General features: G+C 72.4%; 21 protein-coding genes and 1 riboswitch. Of the genes, 13 read left to right on the forward strand and 8 right to left on the reverse strand.

Annotated features, from left to right (window positions below):
- Positions 1 to 90: 90 nt before the first annotated feature.
- A complete protein-coding gene (locus IFT73_RS13630; protein WP_192168093.1) occupies positions 91 to 1,977 on the reverse strand; it encodes a Na+/H+ antiporter in 1,887 nt (628 codons plus the stop codon).
- 91 nt (positions 1,978 to 2,068) lie between these two features.
- On the opposite strand from IFT73_RS13630, the gene ggt reads away from it, so the two are divergent.
- Positions 2,069 to 3,934 carry a gamma-glutamyltransferase gene (ggt, locus tag IFT73_RS13635; RefSeq protein WP_192168094.1) on the forward strand — a complete coding sequence of 622 codons (1,866 nt, stop codon included), beginning with the start codon at positions 2,069 to 2,071 and terminating at the stop codon, positions 3,932 to 3,934.
- 10 nt (positions 3,935 to 3,944) lie between these two features.
- Here the strand turns inward: ggt and IFT73_RS13640 are convergent, their stop codons facing one another.
- Positions 3,945 to 4,940: a 4-hydroxy-3-methylbut-2-enyl diphosphate reductase gene (locus IFT73_RS13640; RefSeq protein ID WP_192168095.1), complete on the reverse strand. Its 996-nt coding sequence runs from the start codon at positions 4,938 to 4,940 to the stop codon at positions 3,945 to 3,947.
- Positions 4,941 to 5,086: 146 nt separating this feature from the next.
- A riboswitch (cyclic di-AMP (ydaO/yuaA leader) is annotated at positions 5,087 to 5,261 on the forward strand.
- A 4-nt stretch (positions 5,262 to 5,265) separates the two neighbouring features.
- Between IFT73_RS13640 and IFT73_RS13645 the strand changes: the two genes are divergently transcribed.
- The 3 genes from IFT73_RS13645 to IFT73_RS13655 are packed head-to-tail and all read left to right on the forward strand — an operon-like array spanning position 5,266 to position 7,297.
- Positions 5,266 to 5,787 carry a C40 family peptidase gene (locus tag IFT73_RS13645; RefSeq protein WP_192168096.1) on the forward strand — a complete coding sequence of 174 codons (522 nt, stop codon included), beginning with the start codon at positions 5,266 to 5,268 and terminating at the stop codon, positions 5,785 to 5,787.
- 30 nt (positions 5,788 to 5,817) lie between these two features.
- Entirely contained in the window at positions 5,818 to 7,068 is a 1,251-nt protein-coding gene (gene xseA, locus IFT73_RS13650; RefSeq protein ID WP_192168097.1) for an exodeoxyribonuclease VII large subunit, read from the forward strand.
- A complete protein-coding gene (locus tag IFT73_RS13655) occupies positions 7,061 to 7,297 on the forward strand; it encodes an exodeoxyribonuclease VII small subunit (RefSeq protein WP_192168098.1) in 237 nt (78 codons plus the stop codon). The genes xseA and IFT73_RS13655 overlap by 8 nt, the downstream gene beginning before the upstream one ends.
- On the opposite strand, the gene IFT73_RS13660 is transcribed toward IFT73_RS13655, so the two are convergent.
- Positions 7,270 to 7,794 carry a DUF4245 domain-containing protein gene (locus tag IFT73_RS13660; protein WP_056610884.1) on the reverse strand — a complete coding sequence of 175 codons (525 nt, stop codon included), beginning with the start codon at positions 7,792 to 7,794 and terminating at the stop codon, positions 7,270 to 7,272. The genes IFT73_RS13655 and IFT73_RS13660 overlap by 28 nt on opposite strands.
- A 130-nt stretch (positions 7,795 to 7,924) precedes the next feature.
- On the opposite strand from IFT73_RS13660, the gene glpX reads away from it, so the two are divergent.
- The 9 genes from glpX to IFT73_RS13705 all read left to right on the forward strand — a co-directional run bounded on the left by glpX (position 7,925) and on the right by IFT73_RS13705 (position 16,352).
- Positions 7,925 to 8,932: a class II fructose-bisphosphatase gene (glpX, locus tag IFT73_RS13665; protein WP_192168099.1), complete on the forward strand. Its 1,008-nt coding sequence runs from the start codon at positions 7,925 to 7,927 to the stop codon at positions 8,930 to 8,932.
- A 61-nt stretch (positions 8,933 to 8,993) separates the two neighbouring features.
- Positions 8,994 to 9,938 carry an alpha/beta fold hydrolase gene (locus IFT73_RS13670; protein ID WP_192168100.1) on the forward strand — a complete coding sequence of 315 codons (945 nt, stop codon included), beginning with the start codon at positions 8,994 to 8,996 and terminating at the stop codon, positions 9,936 to 9,938.
- Positions 9,939 to 10,041: 103 nt separating this feature from the next.
- The gene (locus tag IFT73_RS13675) at positions 10,042 to 10,446 is read left to right on the forward strand and encodes a molybdopterin-binding protein (protein WP_056610877.1); all 405 of its coding nucleotides are present in this window, start codon (positions 10,042 to 10,044) and stop codon (positions 10,444 to 10,446) included.
- The gene (gene modA, locus IFT73_RS13680) at positions 10,443 to 11,228 is read left to right on the forward strand and encodes a molybdate ABC transporter substrate-binding protein (RefSeq protein ID WP_192168101.1); all 786 of its coding nucleotides are present in this window, start codon (positions 10,443 to 10,445) and stop codon (positions 11,226 to 11,228) included. Before IFT73_RS13675 ends, modA begins: the two co-directional genes overlap by 4 nt.
- A 23-nt stretch (positions 11,229 to 11,251) precedes the next feature.
- Positions 11,252 to 12,043 carry an ABC transporter permease gene (locus IFT73_RS13685; protein WP_192168102.1) on the forward strand — a complete coding sequence of 264 codons (792 nt, stop codon included), beginning with the start codon at positions 11,252 to 11,254 and terminating at the stop codon, positions 12,041 to 12,043.
- Positions 12,040 to 13,086 (forward strand): sulfate/molybdate ABC transporter ATP-binding protein, encoded by a 1,047-nt coding sequence (locus IFT73_RS13690; RefSeq protein ID WP_192168103.1) that lies wholly within the window; start codon positions 12,040 to 12,042, stop codon positions 13,084 to 13,086. The genes IFT73_RS13685 and IFT73_RS13690 overlap by 4 nt, the downstream gene beginning before the upstream one ends.
- Positions 13,087 to 13,114: 28 nt before the next feature.
- Positions 13,115 to 14,287 (forward strand): redoxin domain-containing protein, encoded by a 1,173-nt coding sequence (locus tag IFT73_RS13695; protein WP_192168104.1) that lies wholly within the window; start codon positions 13,115 to 13,117, stop codon positions 14,285 to 14,287.
- Between the two features lie 29 nt (positions 14,288 to 14,316).
- The gene (locus tag IFT73_RS13700) at positions 14,317 to 14,958 is read left to right on the forward strand and encodes a hypothetical protein (RefSeq protein ID WP_192168105.1); all 642 of its coding nucleotides are present in this window, start codon (positions 14,317 to 14,319) and stop codon (positions 14,956 to 14,958) included.
- On the forward strand, positions 14,955 to 16,352 hold the full coding sequence (locus IFT73_RS13705) for an aspartate ammonia-lyase (protein ID WP_192168106.1): 1,398 nt from the start codon (positions 14,955 to 14,957) through the stop codon (positions 16,350 to 16,352). The genes IFT73_RS13700 and IFT73_RS13705 overlap by 4 nt, the downstream gene beginning before the upstream one ends.
- Positions 16,353 to 16,457: 105 nt before the next feature.
- Here the strand turns inward: IFT73_RS13705 and IFT73_RS13710 are convergent, their stop codons facing one another.
- Genes IFT73_RS13710 through IFT73_RS13730 form a run of 5 tightly spaced genes read right to left on the reverse strand, consistent with a single transcriptional unit; the run spans position 16,458 to position 22,009 of the window.
- Positions 16,458 to 17,783, reverse strand: coding sequence for a DUF2079 domain-containing protein (locus IFT73_RS13710; RefSeq protein ID WP_192168107.1), 1,326 nt, complete (start codon positions 17,781 to 17,783; stop codon positions 16,458 to 16,460).
- The gene (locus IFT73_RS13715) at positions 17,780 to 18,949 is read right to left on the reverse strand and encodes an ABC transporter ATP-binding protein (protein WP_192168108.1); all 1,170 of its coding nucleotides are present in this window, start codon (positions 18,947 to 18,949) and stop codon (positions 17,780 to 17,782) included. Before IFT73_RS13715 ends, IFT73_RS13710 begins: the two co-directional genes overlap by 4 nt.
- The gene (locus tag IFT73_RS13720) at positions 18,946 to 19,923 is read right to left on the reverse strand and encodes a carbohydrate ABC transporter permease (RefSeq protein WP_192168109.1); all 978 of its coding nucleotides are present in this window, start codon (positions 19,921 to 19,923) and stop codon (positions 18,946 to 18,948) included. The genes IFT73_RS13715 and IFT73_RS13720 overlap by 4 nt, the downstream gene beginning before the upstream one ends.
- On the reverse strand, positions 19,920 to 20,744 hold the full coding sequence (locus IFT73_RS13725) for a carbohydrate ABC transporter permease (protein WP_192168110.1): 825 nt from the start codon (positions 20,742 to 20,744) through the stop codon (positions 19,920 to 19,922). Before IFT73_RS13725 ends, IFT73_RS13720 begins: the two co-directional genes overlap by 4 nt.
- The gene (locus IFT73_RS13730) at positions 20,741 to 22,009 is read right to left on the reverse strand and encodes an extracellular solute-binding protein (protein ID WP_244633463.1); all 1,269 of its coding nucleotides are present in this window, start codon (positions 22,007 to 22,009) and stop codon (positions 20,741 to 20,743) included. The genes IFT73_RS13725 and IFT73_RS13730 overlap by 4 nt, the downstream gene beginning before the upstream one ends.
- Positions 22,010 to 22,054 lie beyond the last annotated feature (45 nt).

The following is a 22,054-nucleotide window of genomic DNA, read 5'->3' on the forward strand; positions in this document are numbered from 1 at the left end:
GCGCCCGCGCGGCGCCAGATTCCCAGGTTCACCTGGGGATCGGCACGTCAGGAAGAAACCCAGGTTCACCTGGGAAACCGCGGGCCCGGGTCAGCCGGTCAGCTCGTCGACGAAGCACCAGCGCCAGGCCTCACCCGGCTCGAAGCTGCGCATGACGGGGTGGCCCGTCTCCTCGAAGTGGCGCGAGGCGTGCTTCCCGGACGACGAGTCGCAGCACCCCACGTGCCCGCACGTCATGCACAGCCGCAGGTGCACCCACTGCGTCCCGTCACGCAGGCACTCCTCGCACCCCGTCGGCGTCAGCGGCCTCGGGTAGTCGCACGCGATCCGCAGGTGCTCGCACGCGGCGTCCGGGTCGACGGGCGGACGCAGGTCGGTCTCGCGGTCGGCCGTCGTCTCACCCTCCGACAGCCGGTCGAGGATCGACTCCTCGACGTCGAGCGCGTTCATGACCTGCTGCAGGATCGACTGGTCGACGCCGCCGACGTCGCGGATGCGCAGCAGCTCCTGCCGCTCCTCGTGCAGCATCGCGGCGCGCAAGCGTGAGTACTGCGCGCTCGGCGTCTCGAGACCACCCAGCCGCTCCCACACCGCGTTGGTCCGGTCGGCGGCGCGCTCGCGCAGGCGGTGCATGACGTCGTCGCCGACGGTGCCCTGCACCTCGCGGTCGAGGTACGCCATGCCGGCATCGGTCACGGCCTGGTAGACCGTGGCCTCCTGCAGGTGGTCCTCGTGACGGTCGGGACCGGGGACGTGCAGCAGCCGCACCAGCGTCGGGATCGTCAGGCCTTGGATCATCAGCGTGCCGACCGTCACGACGAAGGCGATCAGCACCAGCACCTCGCGCTCCGGCACGTCCGGCGGCAGGAGGAACACCGCGGCCAGCGTCACGACGCCGCGCATGCCCGTCCACGCGACCATGAAGATCGTCCGCGCCTCCGGACGCGGCTCGGCGGCGGCGATCCGCGGGACCAGCCGCGGCAGGTACGTCGCCGGGAACACCCACACGAACCGCAGCACGATGACCGCGGCCAGCACGGCGACGCATGCGACCGTGATGCGCGTGGCCGACAGCGTGCTCTCGTCGAGGTCGTTGACGATCGTGCGGATCTGCAGGCCGATCAGCAGGAAGACCGCGTTCTCGAGGACGTACGAGATCGTCGCCCAGTTGGTGCGCTCGAACAGCCGCGACGCCCCCGACTGGATGATCGGCGACTTGTGACCCAGGATCACCCCGGCGACGACGACGGCGAGGACGCCCGACGGCTGCGAGTCGAGACCACGCACGTGGATCTCCTCGGCCGGCAGGTACGCGACCCACGGCGTCAGCAGCGACACCGCGACGTCCGTGACCTCGTCCTCGATCAGCCGACGGATGCGCCCCACGACGAACGCGACCGTCAGACCGATCGCGACGCCGCCCGCGGCCGAGACCACGAACCCGGCGCCGATCTGCCAGACGCTGACCGTCCCGCCGATCGCGGCGATCGACGTGCGCAGCGTGACGATCGCCGTGGCGTCGTTGACCAGGCTCTCGCCCTCGAGGATCGTCACGACCCGGCGCGGCAGGCCCACCCGCCGTGCGATCGCCGTGGCGGCGACGGCGTCCGGCGGCGCGACGACCGCACCGAGGGCGAAGGCGGCGGCCAGCGGGACCCCGAGCAGCCACCACACCAGCAGACCGATCCCGGCGGTCGTGAACAGCACCAGCCCCACGCTCAGCAGCATGATCGGACGCTTGTTGGCCCGGAAGTCGATCAGCGACGTGCGGATCGCGGCGGCGTAGAGCAACGGAGGCAGCAGCCCCACCAGCACGATCTCGGGCGTCAGCTCGAAGTCGGGGACGAACGGCGCGTACGAGCCCGCGATGCCGACGACGATCAGCACCAGCGGCGCCGACATCCGGAACCGTCCGGCCACCGCGCTGACCGCGACGACGATGGCCAGCAGGGTCACGAGCGTCAGGGCGGTCTCCACCGACCCATTGTCTCAGGCTGCAACGGGTGGTGGAGACGTCTCGCCCGCCGTACGGTGAGCAGACGCCACGCACGCCTTCCGGGGGGAAGCCATGACCGAGCCCGTCGTCCACCACGCCGCACGCCGCCGCGTCCGTCTCGTCGCCGCCACCGGCGCCGCCGCCGTCGCAGGAGCGCTCGTCACCGCGGCCCCACCCGTGGCCTCCGCCGCGCCGGCCCCGGCCGCGGAGTCGCGGACGGGCTCGCTCGCGTCCACCTCGACGGCCACCGGCACGGGAGGCGCGGTCTCATCGGTCGACGTCGACGCGAGCCGCATCGGTCGCCAGGTGCTCGCCGAGGGTGGCAACGCCGCCGACGCCGCGGTCGCGATGGCGTCCGGCCTCGGCGTCTCGGAGCCCTACAGCGCCGGCATCGGTGGCGGCGGCTACTTCGTCTACTACGACGCGAAGAAGAACAAGGTCAGCACGATCGACGGCCGCGAGACCGCGCCGTCCGGCATCACGAACGACGCCTTCATCGACCCCGCGACGGGCCAGCCCTACCCGTTCACGCCGCAGCTCGTCTCGTCCGGCGTCGCGGTCGGCGTGCCCGGCACCGTCGCGACGTGGGACGCCGCGCTGAAGCGCTTCGGCACCCGGTCGCTCGAGCGCACCCTCGCGCCGTCGATCGCGCTGGCCCGCAAGGGCTTCGTCGTCGACCAGACGTTCCGCAACCAGACGCTCGACAACGCCGAGCGGTTCTCGGCGTTCCCCGACACGGCCCAGCTCTTCCTGCCGGGCGGCGACGCGCCGAAGGTCGGCACCCGCTTCCGCAACCCCGCGCTCGCCCGCACCCTGACGTCGATCGCGACCAAGGGCCCCAGGGCCTTCTACCGCGGCGCGCTCGCGCGCGAGATCTCGAGCGTCGTCCGCTCGCCCCGCAAGGACCCGTCCTCGGCGCTCCCCGCGCCGGCCGGCACCCTCTCGACGAAGGACCTCGCGTCGTACCGGGTGCGCCACCAGGCACCGACGCACGTGCGCTACCGGGGGCTCGACGTGTACGGCATGGCCCCGGGGTCGTCCGGCGGCACGTCGGTCGGCGAGGCGCTCAACATCCTCGAGACGTACCGGCTCGGCGGCGGCCGGCGGACGGCGCGCAGCCTGCACCTGTACCTCGAGGCGTCGGCCCGTGCCTTCGCCGACCGGGCCGCGTACGTCGGCGACCCGCGGTTCACGAAGGTGCCGACGAAGCGGCTGACGTCGCAGAGGTTCGCGAACTCGCGCCGCTGCACGATCGACCAGACCACGGCGTCGACGCGCCCCGTGGCGGCGGGCGACCCGTTCGCGTCGGGTTGCGCAAGCGTCACGACGCAGGACAAGCCCGACACCGAGAACGTCTCGACGACCCACCTGTCGGTCGTCGACAAGTGGGGCAACGCCGCCTCGTACACCCTCACGATCGAGCAGACCGGCGGCTCCGGCATGACGGTGCCGGGCCGCGGCTTCCTGCTCAACAACGAGCTGACCGACTTCACCGCGGCGTACGACCCGAAGGACCCCAACCGCATCGCCCCCGGCAAGCGTCCGCGCTCGTCGATGGCGCCGACGATCGTGACCGATCGCGGCCGGGTCAGGTACGTCGTCGGCTCCCCCGGAGGCGCGACGATCATCACGACCGTCCTGCAGATCCTGGTCAACCGCATCGACCTCGGCATGACGCTGCCGCAGGCCGTCGCGGCACCACGCGCCTCGCAGCGCAACACCGCCTCGACACCGGCCGAGCCCGAGTTCATCACCGCCTACGAGAAGCTGCTGGCCCCCTACGGGCAGAAGCTGACGCCGTCGGGCGACACGTTCACGTCGGCCGCCGAGATCGGAGCCGCCGCCACGATCGAGGTCGGCCGAGGCGGACGTCTGACCGCCGTGGCCGAGCCGAGGCGTCGAGGTGGCGGCAGCGCGCTGGTCGTGCGTCGCCGGTGACCGGACCAGGTCACTTGTAGGGGATGCCGGCCGCCTTCATGTCCTTGCGGAGCTCGGGGGGCAGGGCGAAGATCAGGCTCTCGTCGGCCGTGCGGACGGCGTCGGCGTCGGGGTGCCCGTGCGCGCTGAGGAAGCCGAGCACGTCCTGCACGAGGTCGTCGGGCACGGACGCACCGGACGTGACGCCGACCTTCTCGACGCCCACGAGCCAGGCCTCGTCGAACTCGGAGATGTCGTCGATGCGGTACGACGCCTTCGCGCCGGCCTCGAGGGCGACCTCGACCAGGCGCACCGAGTTGGACGAGTTGGCCGAGCCGACGACGATCACGAGATCGGCGTCCTTGGCGATCTCCTTGACCGCGACCTGGCGGTTCTGGGTGGCGTAGCAGATGTCGTCGCTGGGCGGGTCCTCGAGCTGCGGGAACTTCTCGCGCAGACGGCGGACGGTCTCCATGGTCTCGTCGACGCTCAGCGTCGTCTGCGACAGCCACGACAGCCGGGTGCCCGCGGGGAACTCGAGGTCGTCGACGTCGTCGGGCGTCTGGACGATCGTGATGTCGTCGGGCGCCTCGCCGGCCGTCCCCTCGACCTCCTCGTGCCCCTCGTGCCCGATCAGCAGGATGTGCTTGCCCTCGCTCGCGAAGCGTCGGGCCTCGTGATGCACCTTCGTGACGAGCGGGCACGTGGCGTCGATCGTCTTGAGGCTGCGGTCGGCCGCCTCGGCGTGCACCATCGGCGACACGCCGTGGGCCGAGAACACGACCGTGGCACCCTCGGGCACCTCGTCGAGCTCCTCGACGAAGATCGCGCCGCGCGCGGCCAGGTTGTTGACGACGTGCTTGTTGTGCACGATCTGCTTGCGCACGTAGACCGGCGCACCGTAGAGGTCGAGGGCCTTCTCGACCGTGATGACGGCCCGGTCGACGCCGGCGCAGTAGCCGCGCGGGTCGGCGAGCAGCACGCTGCCGCCGACGGGGGGCATGCCGAGAGAGACCTGGGAGGACATGGTTCCCATCGTAGGCGATGACGCCTCGCGCCCCCCGAAGAGCCGAACGTCCCGGGACCGCAGGGCGATCAACCTCACACGGCCCCGGCGAGCACGATTCGTCATCGGTCTGTAACGTTCTGCGGCGTTGGCCTCACCAGGTCGGCACTGCGCACGCGCCGAGGCCCGTCACGTTCGCAGTCATCGATCCAACCGCGACGGGCATGGAAGACCCAGCAGTGCGGCTCCCACGGAGTCTTGGGGTTAATCGGCACCACCGACAGGCATCCTTCGCGCCTGAACCCGACAGGTCATCTTTCACAGGCGTGCACGAAGGAACCCCCCTATGCGCATGTACGCACGCGTCTCAGCGAGCCTCGTTCTCGGCTCCGCCATCGTCCTCACCGGACTGTCCGCCCCGGCCCTGGCCGAGGGCTCGACCAAGACCACGGTCAAGACCGTGAAGACCGACCGCTCCAAGGCCGTCATCAGCCAGGCCAAGAAGCTCAAGGGCAAGCCGTACCGCTACGGCGGCGCGACGCCCAGCGGCTTCGACTGCTCCGGCTACGTCCAGTACGTCTACAAGAAGGCCGGCAAGAAGATCGGTCGCACGTCCGGCGCGCAGCTCTCGGGCGCCAGCGTCCCCAAGAGCAAGAAGAAGCCCGGCGACATCCTGGTCTTCATGCGCGGCGGCACCGCCTACCACTCGGCGATCTACGCCGGTGACGGCGAGATGTGGGAGGCCCAGCGCACCGGCGTGCCCGTCGGCCGTCACGACATCTGGTCGAGCAGCTACGTCGTGCGGCGTCCCGCCGGCGGATCGGTCACGGTCGCCACGGCCGAGGCCGGCCTCGACACGTCCCGCTGACGCGGGGTACCCGGCCCCTACGCTGAGGGCATGGCTCTCGACACCAGCGCGGACACCCCCGCGCCGCTGCGACAGATCTCGCAGCTGCTCGACGGCTACATCGGCCGTCTGGGGGCCGTCTGGGTCGAGGCCGAGATCGCCCAGCTCACGCGGCGTCAGGGCATCTGCTTCCTGACGCTGCGTGACCTGACGGCGAAGATCTCGATCGACGCCAAGTGCCACGTGAGCGTGCTCGACGGCTCGCCGGTCCCCGTCACGGAGGGATCGCGGGTCGTCGTGCACGCCAAACCGGCGTTCTACGCGCCGCGCGGCAGCCTCTCGCTCGACCTGCGCGAGATCCGCCCGCAGGGCGAGGGCGAGCTGCTGGCCCAGCTCGAACGACGGCGGCAGCTGCTCGCCGCCGAGGGCCTGTTCGACCCCCGGCTCAAGAAGCCGCTGCCGCTGCTGCCCCGTGGCATCGGGCTGATCACCGGTCGCAACTCCGCGGCCGAGCGCGACATCCTCGAGAACGCGCGCCTGCGCTGGCCCGACGTCCACTTCGTCGTGCGTCACGCCCTGATGCAGGGCAACGACTCGGCGCGCGACGTCATGGCCGGGCTCACCGAGCTGGCCGCCGACCGCTCGATCGATCTCGTCGTCATCGCCCGCGGCGGTGGCTCGGTCGAGGACCTCCTGCCGTTCTCCGACGAGGCGCTCGTGCGGGCCGTGCACGCGTACGCGCTGCCGGTCGTCAGCGCGATCGGCCACGAGCCCGACACCCCGATCCTCGACCTCGTCGCCGACCTGCGGGCGTCCACGCCGACCGACGCCGCCAAGCGCATCGTCCCGGACGTCCGCGAGGAGCTCGCCGGCGTCGCGATGATGCGCGAGCGCGCGTCCCTCGCGATCCGCTCGATGGTCGACCGCGAGGTGCGCGGGCTGGCCGACGTCCGCTCGCGCCCCGTGCTCGCCCAGCCGTCGACGCTCGTCGACGCCGAGCAGTCCGTCGTCCGCGACTGGCGCGACCGCTCGCGCCGCTCGCTGGGCCACCGCCTCGACCGGGCGGGCGACGAGATCGTCCACCACCTCGCCCGCGTCCGGGGGCTGTCGCCGCTCGCGACCCTCGAGCGCGGCTACGGCGTCGCCCAGCTGGCCGACGGCACCGTCGTCACCTCGATCGGCCAGGTCACGACCGACACCGAGCTGACCGTCCGCGTCGCCGACGGCACGATCACGACCCGCACGCTCGCCACCGAGCCCGCCGCCACCGCTTCCACCAGCCCCGAGGACGACCATGCCTGAGACGACACAGCCCACGTCACCGCCCGAGATCCCCTACGAGCAGGCCCGCGACGAGCTCATCGCCGTCGTGTCGCGGCTCGAGCAGGGCGGCACGAGCCTCGACGAGTCGCTCGCGCTGTGGGAGCGCGGCGAGCAGCTCGCGGCGATCTGCCAGCAGTGGCTCGACGGGGCGAGGGCGCGACTCGCCCAGGCCACCGGGGCTCAGGACGTCGACAGCGACGCGATGTAGTCCTCGAGCACGGGTCGCGAGACCGTCGTGTTCAGCAGCGTCGTGAGACCGTCCTCGTTGCGCAGGTACGTCAGGCGCCCGTTCGGCCCCGTGCGGACGTTCCACGTCTGCCCCGCGACGTCGGCCGTGCCGTCGCTCTTGCTGCCGTCCGCGAAGCGCTCGACCGCCCGGACCGCGGGGCCCTTGAGCTGCTCGAGGCCGACGTAGTCGTCGGTGTCGGTCAGCACACCGAGGTGCCAGCCGTTCTCCTGGAAGCGAGCGGACGTCGCCCGCCACCCCTCCGGCAGACCCGTCGGCGCCGCGAGCGGGAACGTCGCCGCGGGACGCGCCTGCGACACGACCTGGGCGTAGTCGACCGTCTCGACGCTCGCCTCGGGCTTCGCGGTGAACAGCTGCCCGATGCCGTAGAGGCCGAGGATCACGGCGCCGATCACGACCATCGAACGGATGATGTCGCCGATCGCGGGATTGCCGCGGGACGATCCGGTCGAGCTCATGGCACTACGTCCTCACCTCTGCGACACCCGTGCGGTGTCGGCCATCCCACTTTACGGGGCGAGCCGCCGACGTGCTCCGTGCCACCTCGTCGCCGACCCGCCCGGGACGGCCGACCGCTAGGCTGTGCCCGTGGACAGCCTCAAGCCCGCCGCCCAGGCGCCCGACCGCAACCTCGCCCTCGACCTGGTCCGTGTGACCGAGGCAGGAGCCATGGCCGCCGGCCGGTGGGTCGGCCGCGGTGACAAGAACGGCGCCGACGGCGTCGCGGTCAACGCGATGCGTTCGCTCATCAACACGGTGCAGATGAGCGGTGTCGTCGTGATCGGCGAGGGCGAGAAGGACGAGGCCCCCATGCTGTTCAACGGCGAGGAGGTCGGCGACGGCACCGGTCCGGCGTGCGACGTCGCGGTCGACCCCATCGACGGCACGACCCTGACGGCCAAGAGCCTGCCCAACGCCGTGTCGGTCATGGCCGTGGCTCCCCGCGGCTCGATGTACGACCCGTCCGCCGTGTTCTACATGGAGAAGCTCATCGCCGGCCCCGAGGCCGCCGAGGTCGTCGACATCCGGCTGCCCGTCGCCGAGAACATCGCCCTCGTGGCCAAGGCCAAGGGCATCTCGAACAGCGACGTGACGGTGTGCGTCCTCGACCGTCCCCGCCACCAGGGTCTCGTCGACGAGATCCGCGCCGCGGGCGCCCGCATCAAGTTCATCATCGACGGCGACGTCGCCGGCGGCATCACGGCCGCCCGCCCCGACACCGGCGTCGACCTGCTGGTCGGCATCGGCGGCACCCCCGAGGGCATCATCACGGCGTGCGCGATCAAGGCGATCGGCGGGACGATCCAGGGTCGGCTGTGGCCCGTCGACGACGACGAGCGCCAGCGCGCGATCGACGCGGGGCACGACCTCGACCGCGTCCTGCACACCAACGACCTGGTCGACGCCGACGACTGCTTCTTCGTCGCGACCGGCATCACCGACGGCGAGCTCATGAACGGCGTCCGCTACGGCGCCGGCAAGGCGTACACCGAGTCGCTCGTGATGCGGTCGCGCAGCGGCACGATCCGCAAGATCACGAGCGAGCACCAGCTCGGCAAGCTCAAGGCGTACTCGGCCATCGACTACGAGCGCTGACCCACCGCCCCGCCGGGCACGTCGGGCTGCCGGGGCGGCGATCCCCGATACGATCGAGCGCATGTCAGTCACCCAGTCGGACGAGCTGTTCGCGTCGCTGCCGTCGGGCATCGACATCTGCCACCAGACCTTCGGCGACGCCGACGATCCCGCGATCCTGCTCATCATGGGCCTCGGCGGCCCCATGGGCTGGTGGTCGACGCCGTTCTGCGAGCAGCTCGCCGAGCGCGGCTTCTTCGTCATCCGCTACGACAACCGCGACACCGGACGCTCGACCAAGCTGCGCCACCACAAGGTCGGCCGCACCGACATCGTCCGCGCCTTCACCGGGCTGCCGCTGATCGGGCGCGTTTCCGTGCCGTACACGCTGAGCGACATGGCGGGCGACGCGATCGGGCTGCTCGACCACCTCGGCATCGAGCGCGCCCACGTCGTCGGCGTCTCGATGGGCGGCATGATCGCGCAGACCATCGCGATCGAGCACCCCGACCGCGCGCTCTCCCTGACGTCGATCATGTCGACGACCGGCAAGCGGACGGTCGGCTTCCAGCACCCCAAGGTGTTCCCGGTCATGCTGTCGTCGGCCGGACGCACCCGTGACTCGTACGTCGAGCGGTCGCTCAAGGGCTCGAAGGTCATCGGATCGCCGGCGTTCCCGTCCGACGACGTCATGGCCCGCGACCGCGCCTTCGAGACGTACGACCGCGGCTGGACGGCCAGTGGCGTGACCCGCCAGATGCTGGCCGTGCTGACGCAGCCCGACCGCACCAAGGCCCTCGCGACGCTCGACCTGCCCGCCCTCGTGATCCACGGCCTCAACGACCCGCTGGTGCACCGGTCCGGCGGCAAGGCGACGGCCGACGCGATCCCCGGAGCCGAGCACCTCGAGATCGCGGGCATGGCGCACGACATGCCCGCGCAGCTGTACGCGACGTACGTCGAGGCCATCGCGCGCACCGCGGCCCGCACGACGTCGGCGGCCGCCGGCGACGACTCCCCGTCGTAGGCACGACCCCCGCCACGCCCGGTCGCCGCACCAGCCGCACCGGTACGCACCTACGGTGCCATCCGAGAGGTTCCACCGCAGATGATGCCCTAGGATGTCATCCATGTCGCACCTGCGGATCTCCGATGCAGCACGATTCCTCGGGGTCAGCGACGACACCGTGCGGCGCTGGATCTCGGCCGGCTCGCTGGCGTCGGTCACCGACTCATCGGGCCGCATGGCCGTCGACGGCCGCGAGCTGGCGAGCCTCGCCCAGCAGCAGGCACGCGCGGCGACCGACACGTCCGGCACGTCGAGCTCGGCCCGCAACCGCTTCGTCGGGCTCGTCACGGCGGTCAGGGCCGATGCCGTGATGGCGCAGGTCGAGCTGCAGTGCGGCCCGTTCCGCGTCGTCTCGCTGATGAGCAGCGAGGCCGTCGACGAGCTCGGCCTGGAACCGGGGTCCGTCGCCGTCGCCGTCATCAAGTCGACCAACGTCATCGTCGAGTCCCTGGAGGGCCACTCATGAAGCGCCTCATCGGCACGGTCGCCGCGGCCCTGCTGCTCTCGTCCCTGGCAGCCTGCGGCTCGTCCGACGACGATGCCGCGGCGGGCCCGTCGTCCGACGCCCCGCGCGAGACGACCCTGACGGTCTACGCGGCCGCATCGCTCAAGGACTCGTTCACCGAGATCGGTGCGGCCTTCGAGAAGGCCAACCCGGGCGTCTCGGTGACGTTCAGCTTCGCCGGATCGGCCGATCTCGTCGCACAGATCCAGCAGGGGGCGCCCGCCGACGTGTTCGCGTCCGCCGACACCAAGAACATGGACAAGGCCACCGCCGACGACCTCGTCGAGGGGACGCCCGCCGACTTCGCGACCAACACGCTCGAGATCGCGACCCCGCCCGACAACCCCGCCGACGTCGACTCGCTCGACGACCTGGCCGACCCCGACGTCACGGTCGTCGTGTGCGCCGTCGAGGTGCCGTGCGGCGCAGCCGCCGCCGGCGTCGAGAAGGCCGCGGGCCTCGACATCCAGCCCGTCAGCGAGGAGCAGTCGGTCACCGACGTCCTCGGCAAGGTCATCTCGGGCGAGGCCGACGCGGGCCTGGTCTACGTCACCGACGTCAGGGGCGCCGGGGACAAGGTCGCCGGCGTGCCGTTCCCCGAGTCGGCCGACGTCGTCAACACCTACCCGATCGCCGCACTCGCCGGGAGCAGGAACCCCGACGCGGCGAAGGCGTTCACCGCCTACGTCACGGGCCCCGAGGGCCGGTCGGTCCTGACGGCGGCGGGCTTCGGCGCACCGTAGCGCCGACGTCCAGGGTCTCTGCAATGGTCTCCGCACGCGCGTCGGGTCTCCCCCGGTGGGTGCTCGTCCCCGCCGCGGCGGGAGCGCTGTTCATCGTGCTGCCGCTCGTCGCGCTCGCGTCACGGGTGCAGTGGGGCAGCTTCTGGTCGCTCATCACGTCCGACTCGTCGCGCGAGGCGCTGCTGCTGAGCCTGCGGACGTCGGCCGCCGCGACGCTGCTGTGCGTGCTGCTCGGCGTGCCGATGGCGCTCGTGCTGGCACGGACGTCGTTCCGCGGGCAGGGGCTGCTGCGGTCGCTCGTGCTGCTGCCGCTCGTGCTGCCGCCCGTCGTCGGCGGCATCGCGCTGCTCTACACGTTCGGGCGCAAGGGCCTGCTCGGCGAGACGATCGACGTGCTGGGCCTGCAGATCGCGTTCTCGACGACGGCCGTCGTGATCGCGCAGACGTTCGTGTCGCTGCCTTTCCTCGTCGTGAGCCTCGAGGGATCGCTGCGCACCGCCGGGCAACGCTACGAGACCGTCGCCGCGACGCTCGGCGCGCGCCCGACGACCGTCCTGCGACGGGTCACGCTGCCGCTCGTGCTGCCCGGCCTGGCCGCCGGCGCGGTGCTGTCGTTCGCGCGGGCGCTCGGCGAGTTCGGTGCCACGATCACCTTCGCGGGCAGCCTCGAGGGCGTCACGCGCACGCTGCCGCTCGAGATCTACCTGCAGCGCGAGAGCAACCCCGACGCGGCCGTCGCCCTGTCGCTCGTGCTGGTCGTCGTGGCGGTGCTGGTCATCGGCCTGGTGCGCGGGACGCGCGGGGTGTCGGCATGACCCTGCGCCTCACCGCCACCGTGGCCGAGCGCGACGTCGACGTGTCGCTCGACGTCGAGGACGGCCGGACCGTCGCCCTGCTGGGACCCAACGGCTCGGGCAAGTCGACCGTGCTCTCGGTCGTCGCGGGCATCCTGCGCCCCGATGCCGGACGGGCGACGCTCGCCGGCACGACACTGTTCGACGTCGCCGCCGGCACCTGGGTGCCGCCGCACGAGCGCGGCACGAGCCTGCTGGCACAGGACCCCCTGCTGTTCCCGCACCTCGACGCGCTCGACAACGTCGCCTTCGGACCCCGCAGCGCTGGTGCCCGTCGCGGCGCCGCCCGCGAGACCGCCCGCACGTGGCTCGAACGGGTCGACGCCGCCGAGCTCGCCGACCGTCGGCCGTCCGAGCTGTCGGGTGGGCAGGCCCAGCGGGTCGCGATCGCCCGGGCCCTCGCGCCCGACCCGCGGCTTTTGCTGCTCGACGAGCCGATGGCCGCGCTCGACATCACCGTCGTGCCCGCGATGCGGCAGGTGCTGCGCACGGTGCTGCGGGGGCGCAGCGCCGTCATCGTGACCCACGACGTGCTCGACGCGCTGCTGCTCGCCGACCACGTCGTCGTGATGGAGGCCGGCCGCGTCGTCGAGCAGGGCCCCACGAAGGACGTCCTCGCCCGCCCGCGCAGCACGTTCGGCGCCGGCATCGCGGGGCTCAACCTGGCCCGCGGGACCACCGACGGAGGTGGCGTCCGGACGGCCGGCGGCCTGCTGGTGGCCGGCATCCACGACGACGAGACGGTCCCGGACGGCGTCGCGGCGGTCGCGGTCTTCTCCCCCGGCGCCGTCGGCGTGCACCGCGAGCGTCCCGGCGGCAGCCCGCGCAACGTCTTCGCCGCGACGGTCCGCGAGCTCGAGCCGCGCGGTTCGCAGGTGCGCATCCGGACCGACGAGGTCGCCGCCGACGTCACGGCGCCCGTCGTCGCCGAGCTCGACCTGGCGCCCGGCGCCGAGGTGTTCCTGGCGGTCAAGGCCAGCGAGGTCGCGATCTACCGGGCGTGAGCCACGGATCGGCGGCATGCTGGACGTCGTGCCCGGACCCCGTGACCTGATCGCCATGCTGCGCCGCTCGCCACGCCTGCTCGGTGCGCTGGCGGTCGCGATGGTGCTCGTGGCCGCGGCGGCCCTCGACGTCCCCGGGCGCCTGGCCGGGCTGGCCCCGACGGGCACGCCGACGACCGGGGCGTCGTCGGCGACTCCGTCCCCGGCCCCCTCGACGCAGGCCCCGCGACTCGTCCCCCTGACGAACGCCGACAACCGGCTGCTCGACCGTTGCACGCCCGGCAGCGACCGCCTCGCGCGGTGCGGCCCCGCCCCGGCCCTGGGCGAGGGCACGTGGCTCAACACGCCCGGCGGAGACACGGCGAGACTCGACGACCTGCGCGGATCGGTCGTGCTCGTCGACTTCTTCTCCGGGTCGTGCCTCAGCTGCCGCCGCGCCGCACGGTACGTCACGGCGTGGCAGCGGACGTACGCCGACGCGGGGCTGCAGGTCGTCGGCGTCCACTCCCCCGAGCGCGCCTACGAGAAGGACGACCGGTGGCTCGCCCGCGCGCTCGACGACCTGGCGATCACCTTCCCCGTCCTGCAGGACCAGGGCTACGCGACCCTGACCGACTACCGCACCCAGGTCCTGCCCTCCACCTACCTCGTCGACACCTCCGGCACCGTTCGGGCGATCTCGCTCGGCGAGGGTGGAGCCGAGCGCACCGAGCGGCTCCTGCGACAGCTGCTGCAGGAGCGCGACCCCGACGCGCCCCTGCCGGCACCGGTCGGTGCGCTCGACGACGGCGAGGACCCCGAGCCGGGCACGACGGGGCAGATCGACCTCGCCGACTCCCGCGGGACGCGCGTCGACAGCGAGTCCGACACCGTCGTCGGCGACGACACGCGCTTCCGCCTGCCGTCGACGGCCCAGCCCGACGGCACGTTCAGCCTGGGCGGGCTGTGGACGACCGGCACCGAGTACCTCGTGCCGCGTGACCGGGCCGTCGCCCGCGTCAGCTACCGCGGCCGGGCCGCGTACCAGCTCGTCGGGGGCAGCGGCACCCTGACCGTCACGACCTCCAGCGGGATGACGCGTCGCATCGTCGTCGACGGCGACCCGGAGCCGCGCCAGGTCCACGTCGCGCCGTTCGGGCCCGAGACCCTGACGGTCCGCTACGACGGCGACCTGCAGGTGTACGCGTTCTCGTTCGGCTGAGCCGGTCGCCCGGTGTCTAGGGTGGTGCCATGGACGAGGTGATCGTGCGCCGGCGCGACGACGGCGCCCTGGAGCTGCGCGTCAACGGCGTGTTCGTGATGGACGACCTCGAGACGACGTCCGAGCGTCTGCTGGCCGGCACGGCGCTCGACACCGGGGCACGCGACGTCCTGGTCGGCGGGCTCGGCCTGGGTTTCACGACCCGCGAGCTGCTGGCGTCGGGCGTCGTGGACCGGGTCGTCGTCGCCGAGTTGCACGGCGAGATCGTCGACCGGATGCGCGACGGCACGATCCCCGGCGCCGACCTGCTCGACGACCCGCGGCTCGACGTCGTCGTGGGCGACGTGCGCGACGTCGTCTCCGCCCAGCCACGAGCCTCGTTCGACGCGATCCTGCTCGACGTCGACAACGGTCCGGACTTCCTCGTGCACGACGAGAACGCCGCGGTCTACCGCGAGGGCTTCGTCGCGACGTGCGCCGCGCGCCTGCGAACCACCGGACTGCTCGCGATCTGGTCGATGGCCGACTCCGACGCCGTGCGGGCCCTGCTCGAGGCGCACTTCGACGAGGTGACGGTCGAGTCCGTCGACGTCCGGCTGCAGGGACGTGACGAGCGCTACTGGATCCTCGCCGGACGTCGACCGCGACGCAGCGCTATCGTGCCGACATGACCGAACACAGCAGCGAGTACCGCATCGAGCACGACACCATGGGCGAGGTCCGCGTGCCCGTCGACGCCCTGTGGCGCGCGCAGACCCAGCGGGCCGTCGAGAACTTCCCGATCTCCGGCACCCCCATCGAGTCGGCGCAGATCCGCGCCCTGGCCCAGATCAAGGCCGCCTGCGCGACGGCCAACGCCGAGCTGGGCATCCTCGACCAGGACGTCGCCGACGCGATCGTCGCGGCTGCCGACGAGGTCGCCTCGGGCGCGCACGGCGCGCACTTCCCGATCGACGTGTTCCAGACGGGTTCGGGCACGTCGAGCAACATGAACACCAACGAGGTCATCGCGACCCTCGCCACGAAGGCGCTCGGCAAGGACGTCCACCCCAACGACCACGTCAACGCGTCGCAGTCGTCCAACGACGTGTTCCCGACGTCGATCCACGTCGCCGCGACCGCCTCGGCGACCAACGAGCTGATCCCCGCGCTCGACCACCTCGCGACGTCGCTTGAGGCCAAGGCCACCGAGTTCGCGTCCGTCGTGAAGTCGGGCCGCACGCACCTGATGGACGCCACGCCCGTCACCCTCGGCCAGGAGTTCGCCGGCTACGCGGCGCAGATCCGTCGCGGCATCGCGCGCGTCGAGTCGGCCCTTCCCCACACCGCCGAGGTGCCCCTGGGCGGCACCGCCGTCGGCACCGGCATCAACACGCCGATCGGCTTCCCTCAGCGCGTCATCGAGATCCTGGCCGCCAACACGGGCCTGCCGATCACCGAGGCCGTCGACCACTTCGAGGCCCAGAGCGCGCGCGACGGGCTCGTCGAGATGTCGGGCCAGCTGCGCACGATCGCCGTCAGCCTGACCAAGATCTGCAACGACCTGCGCTGGATGGGTTCGGGCCCCCGCACGGGCCTCGGCGAGATCGCGCTGCCCGATCTGCAGCCCGGCTCGAGCATCATGCCCGGCAAGGTCAACCCCGTCCTGCCCGAGGCCACGCTGATGGTCGCCGCACAGGTCATCGGCAACGACGCGACGATCGCGACCGCCGGCGCGTCGGGCTCCTTCGAGCTCAACGTGATGCTGCCCGTGATCGGCCGCAACATCCTGGAGTCGATGCGCCTGCTCGGCAACGCCTCGCGCGTCCTGGCCGACCGCTGCGTCGACGGCATCACGGCCAACGAGGAGCGCTGCCTCGAGCTCGCCGAGTCGTCGCCGTCGGTCGTCACGCCGCTGAACCGCTACATCGGCTACGAGAACGCCGCCAAGGTCGCCAAGACCGCGGTGAAGGAGAAGAAGACGATCCGCCAGGTCGTCGTCGAGATGGGCTTCGTCGAGCGCGGCGAGGTCTCCGAGTCCGACCTCGACGAGGCCCTCGACGTCATGAGCATGACCCACCCGTAGCCCCCACCCGCCGAGGAGGGGGTTACCGCCCCTCCACGAGGGGGTTGCGGCCCTTTCACAGGGCCGTAACCCTCTCCTCGCAGGGCGACAACCCCCTCCTCGGCGTCAGTGGCGCTGGGCGAGGACGTAGCCGTCGTCGTCGTAGATGACGTCGTACGTCCCGCCGTGGGTCTGCTCGGCGTACACCGCGACGTCGCTGGGCGAGCCGATGCCCGCGGCGACGTCGAACAGGACGTACTCGGGCGTCGCCGAGCCGACGGTGCCGAGCCAGTAGACGGTGTGGTCGGTGACGAGGTGCCCCATCAGGCCGATGTCGGCCTCGACCGACGCACCCTTCGGCACCAGCGACACGACGGTCCGTGCGCTGTCGACGCGCGGCGGCTCGTCGTACGTCGCCGGGTCGGCGAGTGCCGCCACGGGCGAGCCGACCATCATGAAGCCGCCGACCACGAGCCCCACCGGCGTCGCCCACCGCAGCGCCGGACGGCGACGGATCGCGTCGATCATCGCGACGAACACGATCGGCATCAGCACGAGCGAGTAGTGCCACTCCGTGCCCCAGTAGAAGGGGACGTCTCCGGCGAAGCGCCAGGCGAACGTCGGCAGCACCAGCAGCACCCACGGTGACGCCAGCGCCGCGAACCCCGTGATCGCCACCGTCAGCACGACCGTCGCGATCTTGCGGCCCGGCGCGTCGAGCAGCGTCGCCACCACCCCGCGATCGCCGCCGAGCGTCCCCGAGTAGGCGTACGCGCCTCCGGCGTTGAAGCCGGGGACGACGACGAGCAGGATCAGCGCCGTCGCCGCGACCGCGCCGACCGCCAGTGCCGCCCCGCGACGCCGCTCCCCCGCGAGCCACAGGACGCCGCCGACGACCGCGACCGTCAGCCCGAGGTCCTCCTTGACGAGCAGCAGCGGCACCGACCAGAGCACGACCCGGTCGAAGCGCCGGTCGACGTACGCCGCTCCCGCCAGCGCCAGGAGCGGTGCCGCGAAGGCGACCTCGTGGAAGTCGGCCTCGACAGCGGACTGCAGGCCGAACGACAGCGCGTACGCCAGCCCGATCGCCGCCCCCACGATCGTCCCGACCGTCCGCATCGCGAGCACCGCGATGACGTGCACCGAGACCGCGATCAGCACGACCTGCGCCAGCAGGATCGTCTGTGCCGACGGGAACAGCCGGTAGAACGGGGCGATCAGCGCCGTGACGGGCGAGAAGTGGTCGCCGAGGATGTTGAAGCCCGGCCCCTTGATGTCGACGACCGGTGCGCCCAGCCCGGCGTAGCTCTTGACCGCCTGCTCGAAGATCGCGTTGTCGAACGACGCGATCGTGAAGTGGTCGAACCGCACGAGCGTCACGACGGCGTACGCCGCCCCGGTCACCAGCGCGATGACGGCGGCGAGCAGGTGCTGGGCGCGCGTCGCCGTCATCGCGGAAGGGTCAGGTTCTCGCCCGTCTCGGGGTCGAACACCAGGATCCTCTGCCGCGGGACGACGACCCGGATCGACATGCCCGGGCGCAGCGGGCTCTCGGCCGGCAGCTGGGCGACCAGGAAGCTCTGGAACAGGTCGAACTCGAGGAGCTCCTCGACCTCGCCCAGCACGCTCTCGACCTCGGGCTCGATGTCGTAGCCCAGGTAGGCGAACTGCGAGCTGCCCCGCCACTCGATGTCGTCGATGCGCGTCGTGAACTCGACCCGGTCGGTCACCCCGTGGCCCGCGGGCCCCGTGGCGTCGAGGCAGTGCTCGGGGCGGATGCCGGCCACCACCACGGAGCGCTCGCCGATGCGCTCGAGGAGGTCGTCGTCGAGCAGCATCGTGGCCAGCGGCATGACGAGCTGACGGCCCGTCGGGAAGGCCGGGACGAGGTTCATCGGCGGCGAGCCGAGGAATCCCGCGACGAACATGTCGGCAGGGTGGTCGTACAGGTCGCGCGGCGTGCCGACCTGGTGGATGAAGCCCTGGTGCATGACGGCCACGCGGTCGGCGGTGCTGAGCGCCTCCTCGACGTCGTTGGTCGTGAAGACCGACGTGCGCGACGCCTCGTGCTGCCACTGCGCCGTGACCGACCGGACGTGGGTGCGCACGCGCTCGGACTGGGCCGTGAACGGGGCGTCGAACAGGTACGCGTTGGCGTCGCGGACGAGCGCGCGCCCCAGGGCGACCCGTTGACGCTGCGGGTCGTCGAGGTCGGCGGGGCGCACGTCGAGGAGGTCGGTCAGCGCCAGCAGCTCGGCGACCTCGTGGATGCGGTCGGACAGCGCGTCCTTGTCGACCCCCTTGCGCAGGATCGACGAGAACGCGAGGTTGTCGAAGACGTCGAGGTGCGGGTGCAGCGCGTAGTCCTGGAACACCATCGCGATGTCGCGGCCGCGGGGATCGACGGCGTTGACCACGATGTCGTCGATCAGCACGTCGCCCGACGTCTGCTCCTCGATGCCGACGATCGTGCGCAGCAGACGGCTCTTGCCCGCCCCGGCCGGGCCCGTGATCGCGAGCGTCGACCCGGACGGCACCGTCAGGTTGACGTCGTCGAGCAGCGGCCGTCCACCCGCCGGGCCGTCGGTCGTGAGGTGGCGGATTTCGATCGAGGTCATCGGTAGGACCTTCCGAGGAGGTGGTTGATCCGGCGCGGGAGCACGAGCAGGAGGGCCAGCGGCAGCAGCAGCCACAGCAGGCCGGCGGCGGCGACGGCGCTCGACCCGTCGAGCTCGCGGGACGCGACGAGCAGCGTCGCGGGCAGGGGCAGGCCGGGGCGGTCGGGGGCGAGCCCGGCGCCGAGCGCGAAGTCGTTGCACGCGGCCACGAAGACCAGGAGCGCGACGGCCGCGACGCCCGGCGCGAGGTGCGGCACCGCGAACTGCCGCAGCACCTGGGTGCGGGTCGCGCCGTCGGCCCGCACGGCGTCGAGCAGCGTCCACGGGGCGTCGCGCATGACCGTGACGCACAGCCAGGTCGCGAGCGGCAGCGTCACGACGAGCGTCGGGACCACGAGCGCCGCGCGCGATCCGTAGGCGCCCAGGTCGATCAGCTGGTCGGCCCACGGGCCCGCGAGGGCGAGCACCGGCATCAGCAGCGCCGCGACGACGAAGCCGTAGACGACACGTCGCCCCCGCACGGGCAGGCGCACCAGCGCGTAGGCGGCGGGCACCGCGAGCGGCACCGCGACCAGGGTCGCGAGCAGCGCCACGAACAGCGACGTGCCGGCGGCCGAGCGCAGGAGGTCGGACGAGATCGCGCCGTCGAACGCCGCCCACGAGACGTCCTGGGGCAGCACCGTCCGCGGCGTCGTCCCGGCGGGGGTCGTGGCGACCGTGAACGTCCAGAGCAGCGGGACGATCGTCAGCACCGTGAACAGCTCGACCCCGAGGATCGCCCAGAACGAGACGGTGCGCGACGTGTCGGCGAACAGGACGCCCGCGGCCCCCGTCGCCATCAGCACGACGGCGACGGCGATCCACAACCACTGGTCGGGACGCGCGATCATCAGGACGCCGTAGTTGCCGATGCCGAAGCCCAGGGCGAACGACGTCGCCGAGGCCCACAGCCGGGAGCGGACGGACGGGGTCACACGACCCTCCTCACGCGCAGGACGGGCACGAGGAACGCCGCGATGAGCGCGGCCAGGAGCAGCAGGACGATCGACATCGCCGCCCCGAGCCCGATCTCGTACGACGAGAACGTCGTGTCCCAGACCAGGAACGGCGCCGTGCGCGTCGAGGTGGCACCGGGTTGGTCGACGACCAGCGGCCCCTCGAGGATGCGGAAGGCGTCGAGCGCGCGGTAGGTCACCGCGACCGCGATCGCCGGTCCCATCGCGGGCAGGACGACCCGCGTGACCCGCTGCCGCGCGGTGGCGCCGTCGGCGATCGCCGACGCCATCAGCGACGTCGGCACCCGCAGCAGCCCGGCCAGCAGGATGACCGCGGTGATGCCCGTGCCGCGCCAGACCTCGCCGGCCGACACCGCGACGAGCGAGCCGACGGGCCCGACGTCGTCGAGGTCGAACCAGGACGCCGCGAAGCCCGTCGTCACGGCGTCGCGCCAGACGACGGCCGACACGATCGCGAGCATCCCGAACGGCAGCAGCACGAGCACGCGCGTGACGGGCCAGGCGACGCCGAGACGGCGCAGCGCGACGGCGAACGCCATGCCCAGGACGACCTGCAGCGCGACCACGAGCACGACGACGGTGAGCGTCGCGGCGACCGCCAGCCACCACGTGCGGCTCGACAGCAGGTCGGTGTAGTTGTCGAGACCCACGAACCGTCGGTCGTCCGGGTTGGTCAGCGTCGACCGGTGCAGCGACGTCCACACGGCGCGACCGACGGGCCACGCCGTCACGACGAGCAGGACCACGACCGCCGGCGCGAGCCAGCGCCACGACCTCATCGGACCGTCCCCTCGACGACGGCCTCGACCTCGGCCTGCGACGTGCGCGGCGTGCCGTCCTGCGTGACACCTGCGACGGGCCTCCACGTCTCGTCGAGGGCGTCGACGACATTGGCCCACAGCGGCGTGACGGGCACCGTGACACCCGTCGAGGCCGATGCCTTGGCGGCGTCGAGGCTGCGGAAGGCCGGCGCGACGGCCGGGTCGTCGAGCACGCCGACGCGGCTCGGCGTGTGCTGCGGCCCCGTCGCGAGCGCCTGCAGCGAGGTCGCGGACGTCAGGCACGTGATCGCCTCGAAGGCCTCCGCGCGGTCACGGGCCGAGGCGGGCACCGCGAGTCCGACGCCCGCCAGCGGGGCGACGGCCGCGGTGCCGTCGACCGGATACGCCGCGGCCCGCAGGTCGGTCTGCACGCCGGCGAGGGCCGGGTCGGAGATCGCGGACGTCGACGCGAGCAGGAAGCCGCCCCCCGCGCCGGCGAACCGGGTCAGCGCGTCGCGGGACGGTCCGGGACCGACGCCCGCGTCGTCGTACAGCTCGACGACGGACGCCGCCGCACGACCGGCCGCGGTGTCGAGGCCGACCTCGGTGGCGCGGCCGTTCCCGCCCAGGAGGCTGCCCCCGCTGCCGGCGACGAGCGCGTTGACCCACTCGGCGAGCCCGCTGCCGTCACGGTCCTCGATCTCGACCGAGACACCGAGCCTCTGCGCGCCGGCGACGAGGTCGTCCCACGTGATCGGCTGGGTCGTGTCGAGACCGGCCCGCTCGGCCGTGGTGCCCCGGAACCACAGGACCTGGGGGTCGAGGAACCACGGCGCCGCGACGAGTCGTCCGTCCCACGTGGCGGCGGCGAGGGCCGCCGGCGTCACCCCCTCGGACAGGGTCGCCGCCTGCGCTGCGGGCACGGGCGCGAGCACGCCCGCGGCGGCGAGCTCGGCCGTCGACGCCGTGTCGAGGCTCAGCAGGTCCATCGACTCGTCGTCGGCCAGGAGACGCTGCACGAGCTCCGAGCGCCGGGCGCCGACGTCGGCGGGCAGCTGCTCGACCTCGATGCGGTACCGACCCTGTGCCGCGTCGTTGCAGGTGCCCGCGAGGGTCTCGGCGTCGAGACGGTCGGGGCCCACGTACCAGCTGACGACCGGCAGGTAGCGCGCCGGCGAGCTCCCCGAGCCGCAGGCGGCCAGCAGCGCGCTCGCGACGGCTGCCGCGGCGACGCTCGTCGCCGTGCGGCGCTGCCACCGTGACGCGCGTCTCCCGGGTGCCATCACGGGCGCAACTTTGCCACAGAGCGGGGCCGCGTCCACCGCGAC

Origin of the sequence: Aeromicrobium sp. CFBP 8757 (assembly GCF_014841755.1) — a bacterium.
Classification (GTDB): Bacteria; Actinomycetota; Actinomycetes; order Propionibacteriales; family Nocardioidaceae; genus Aeromicrobium.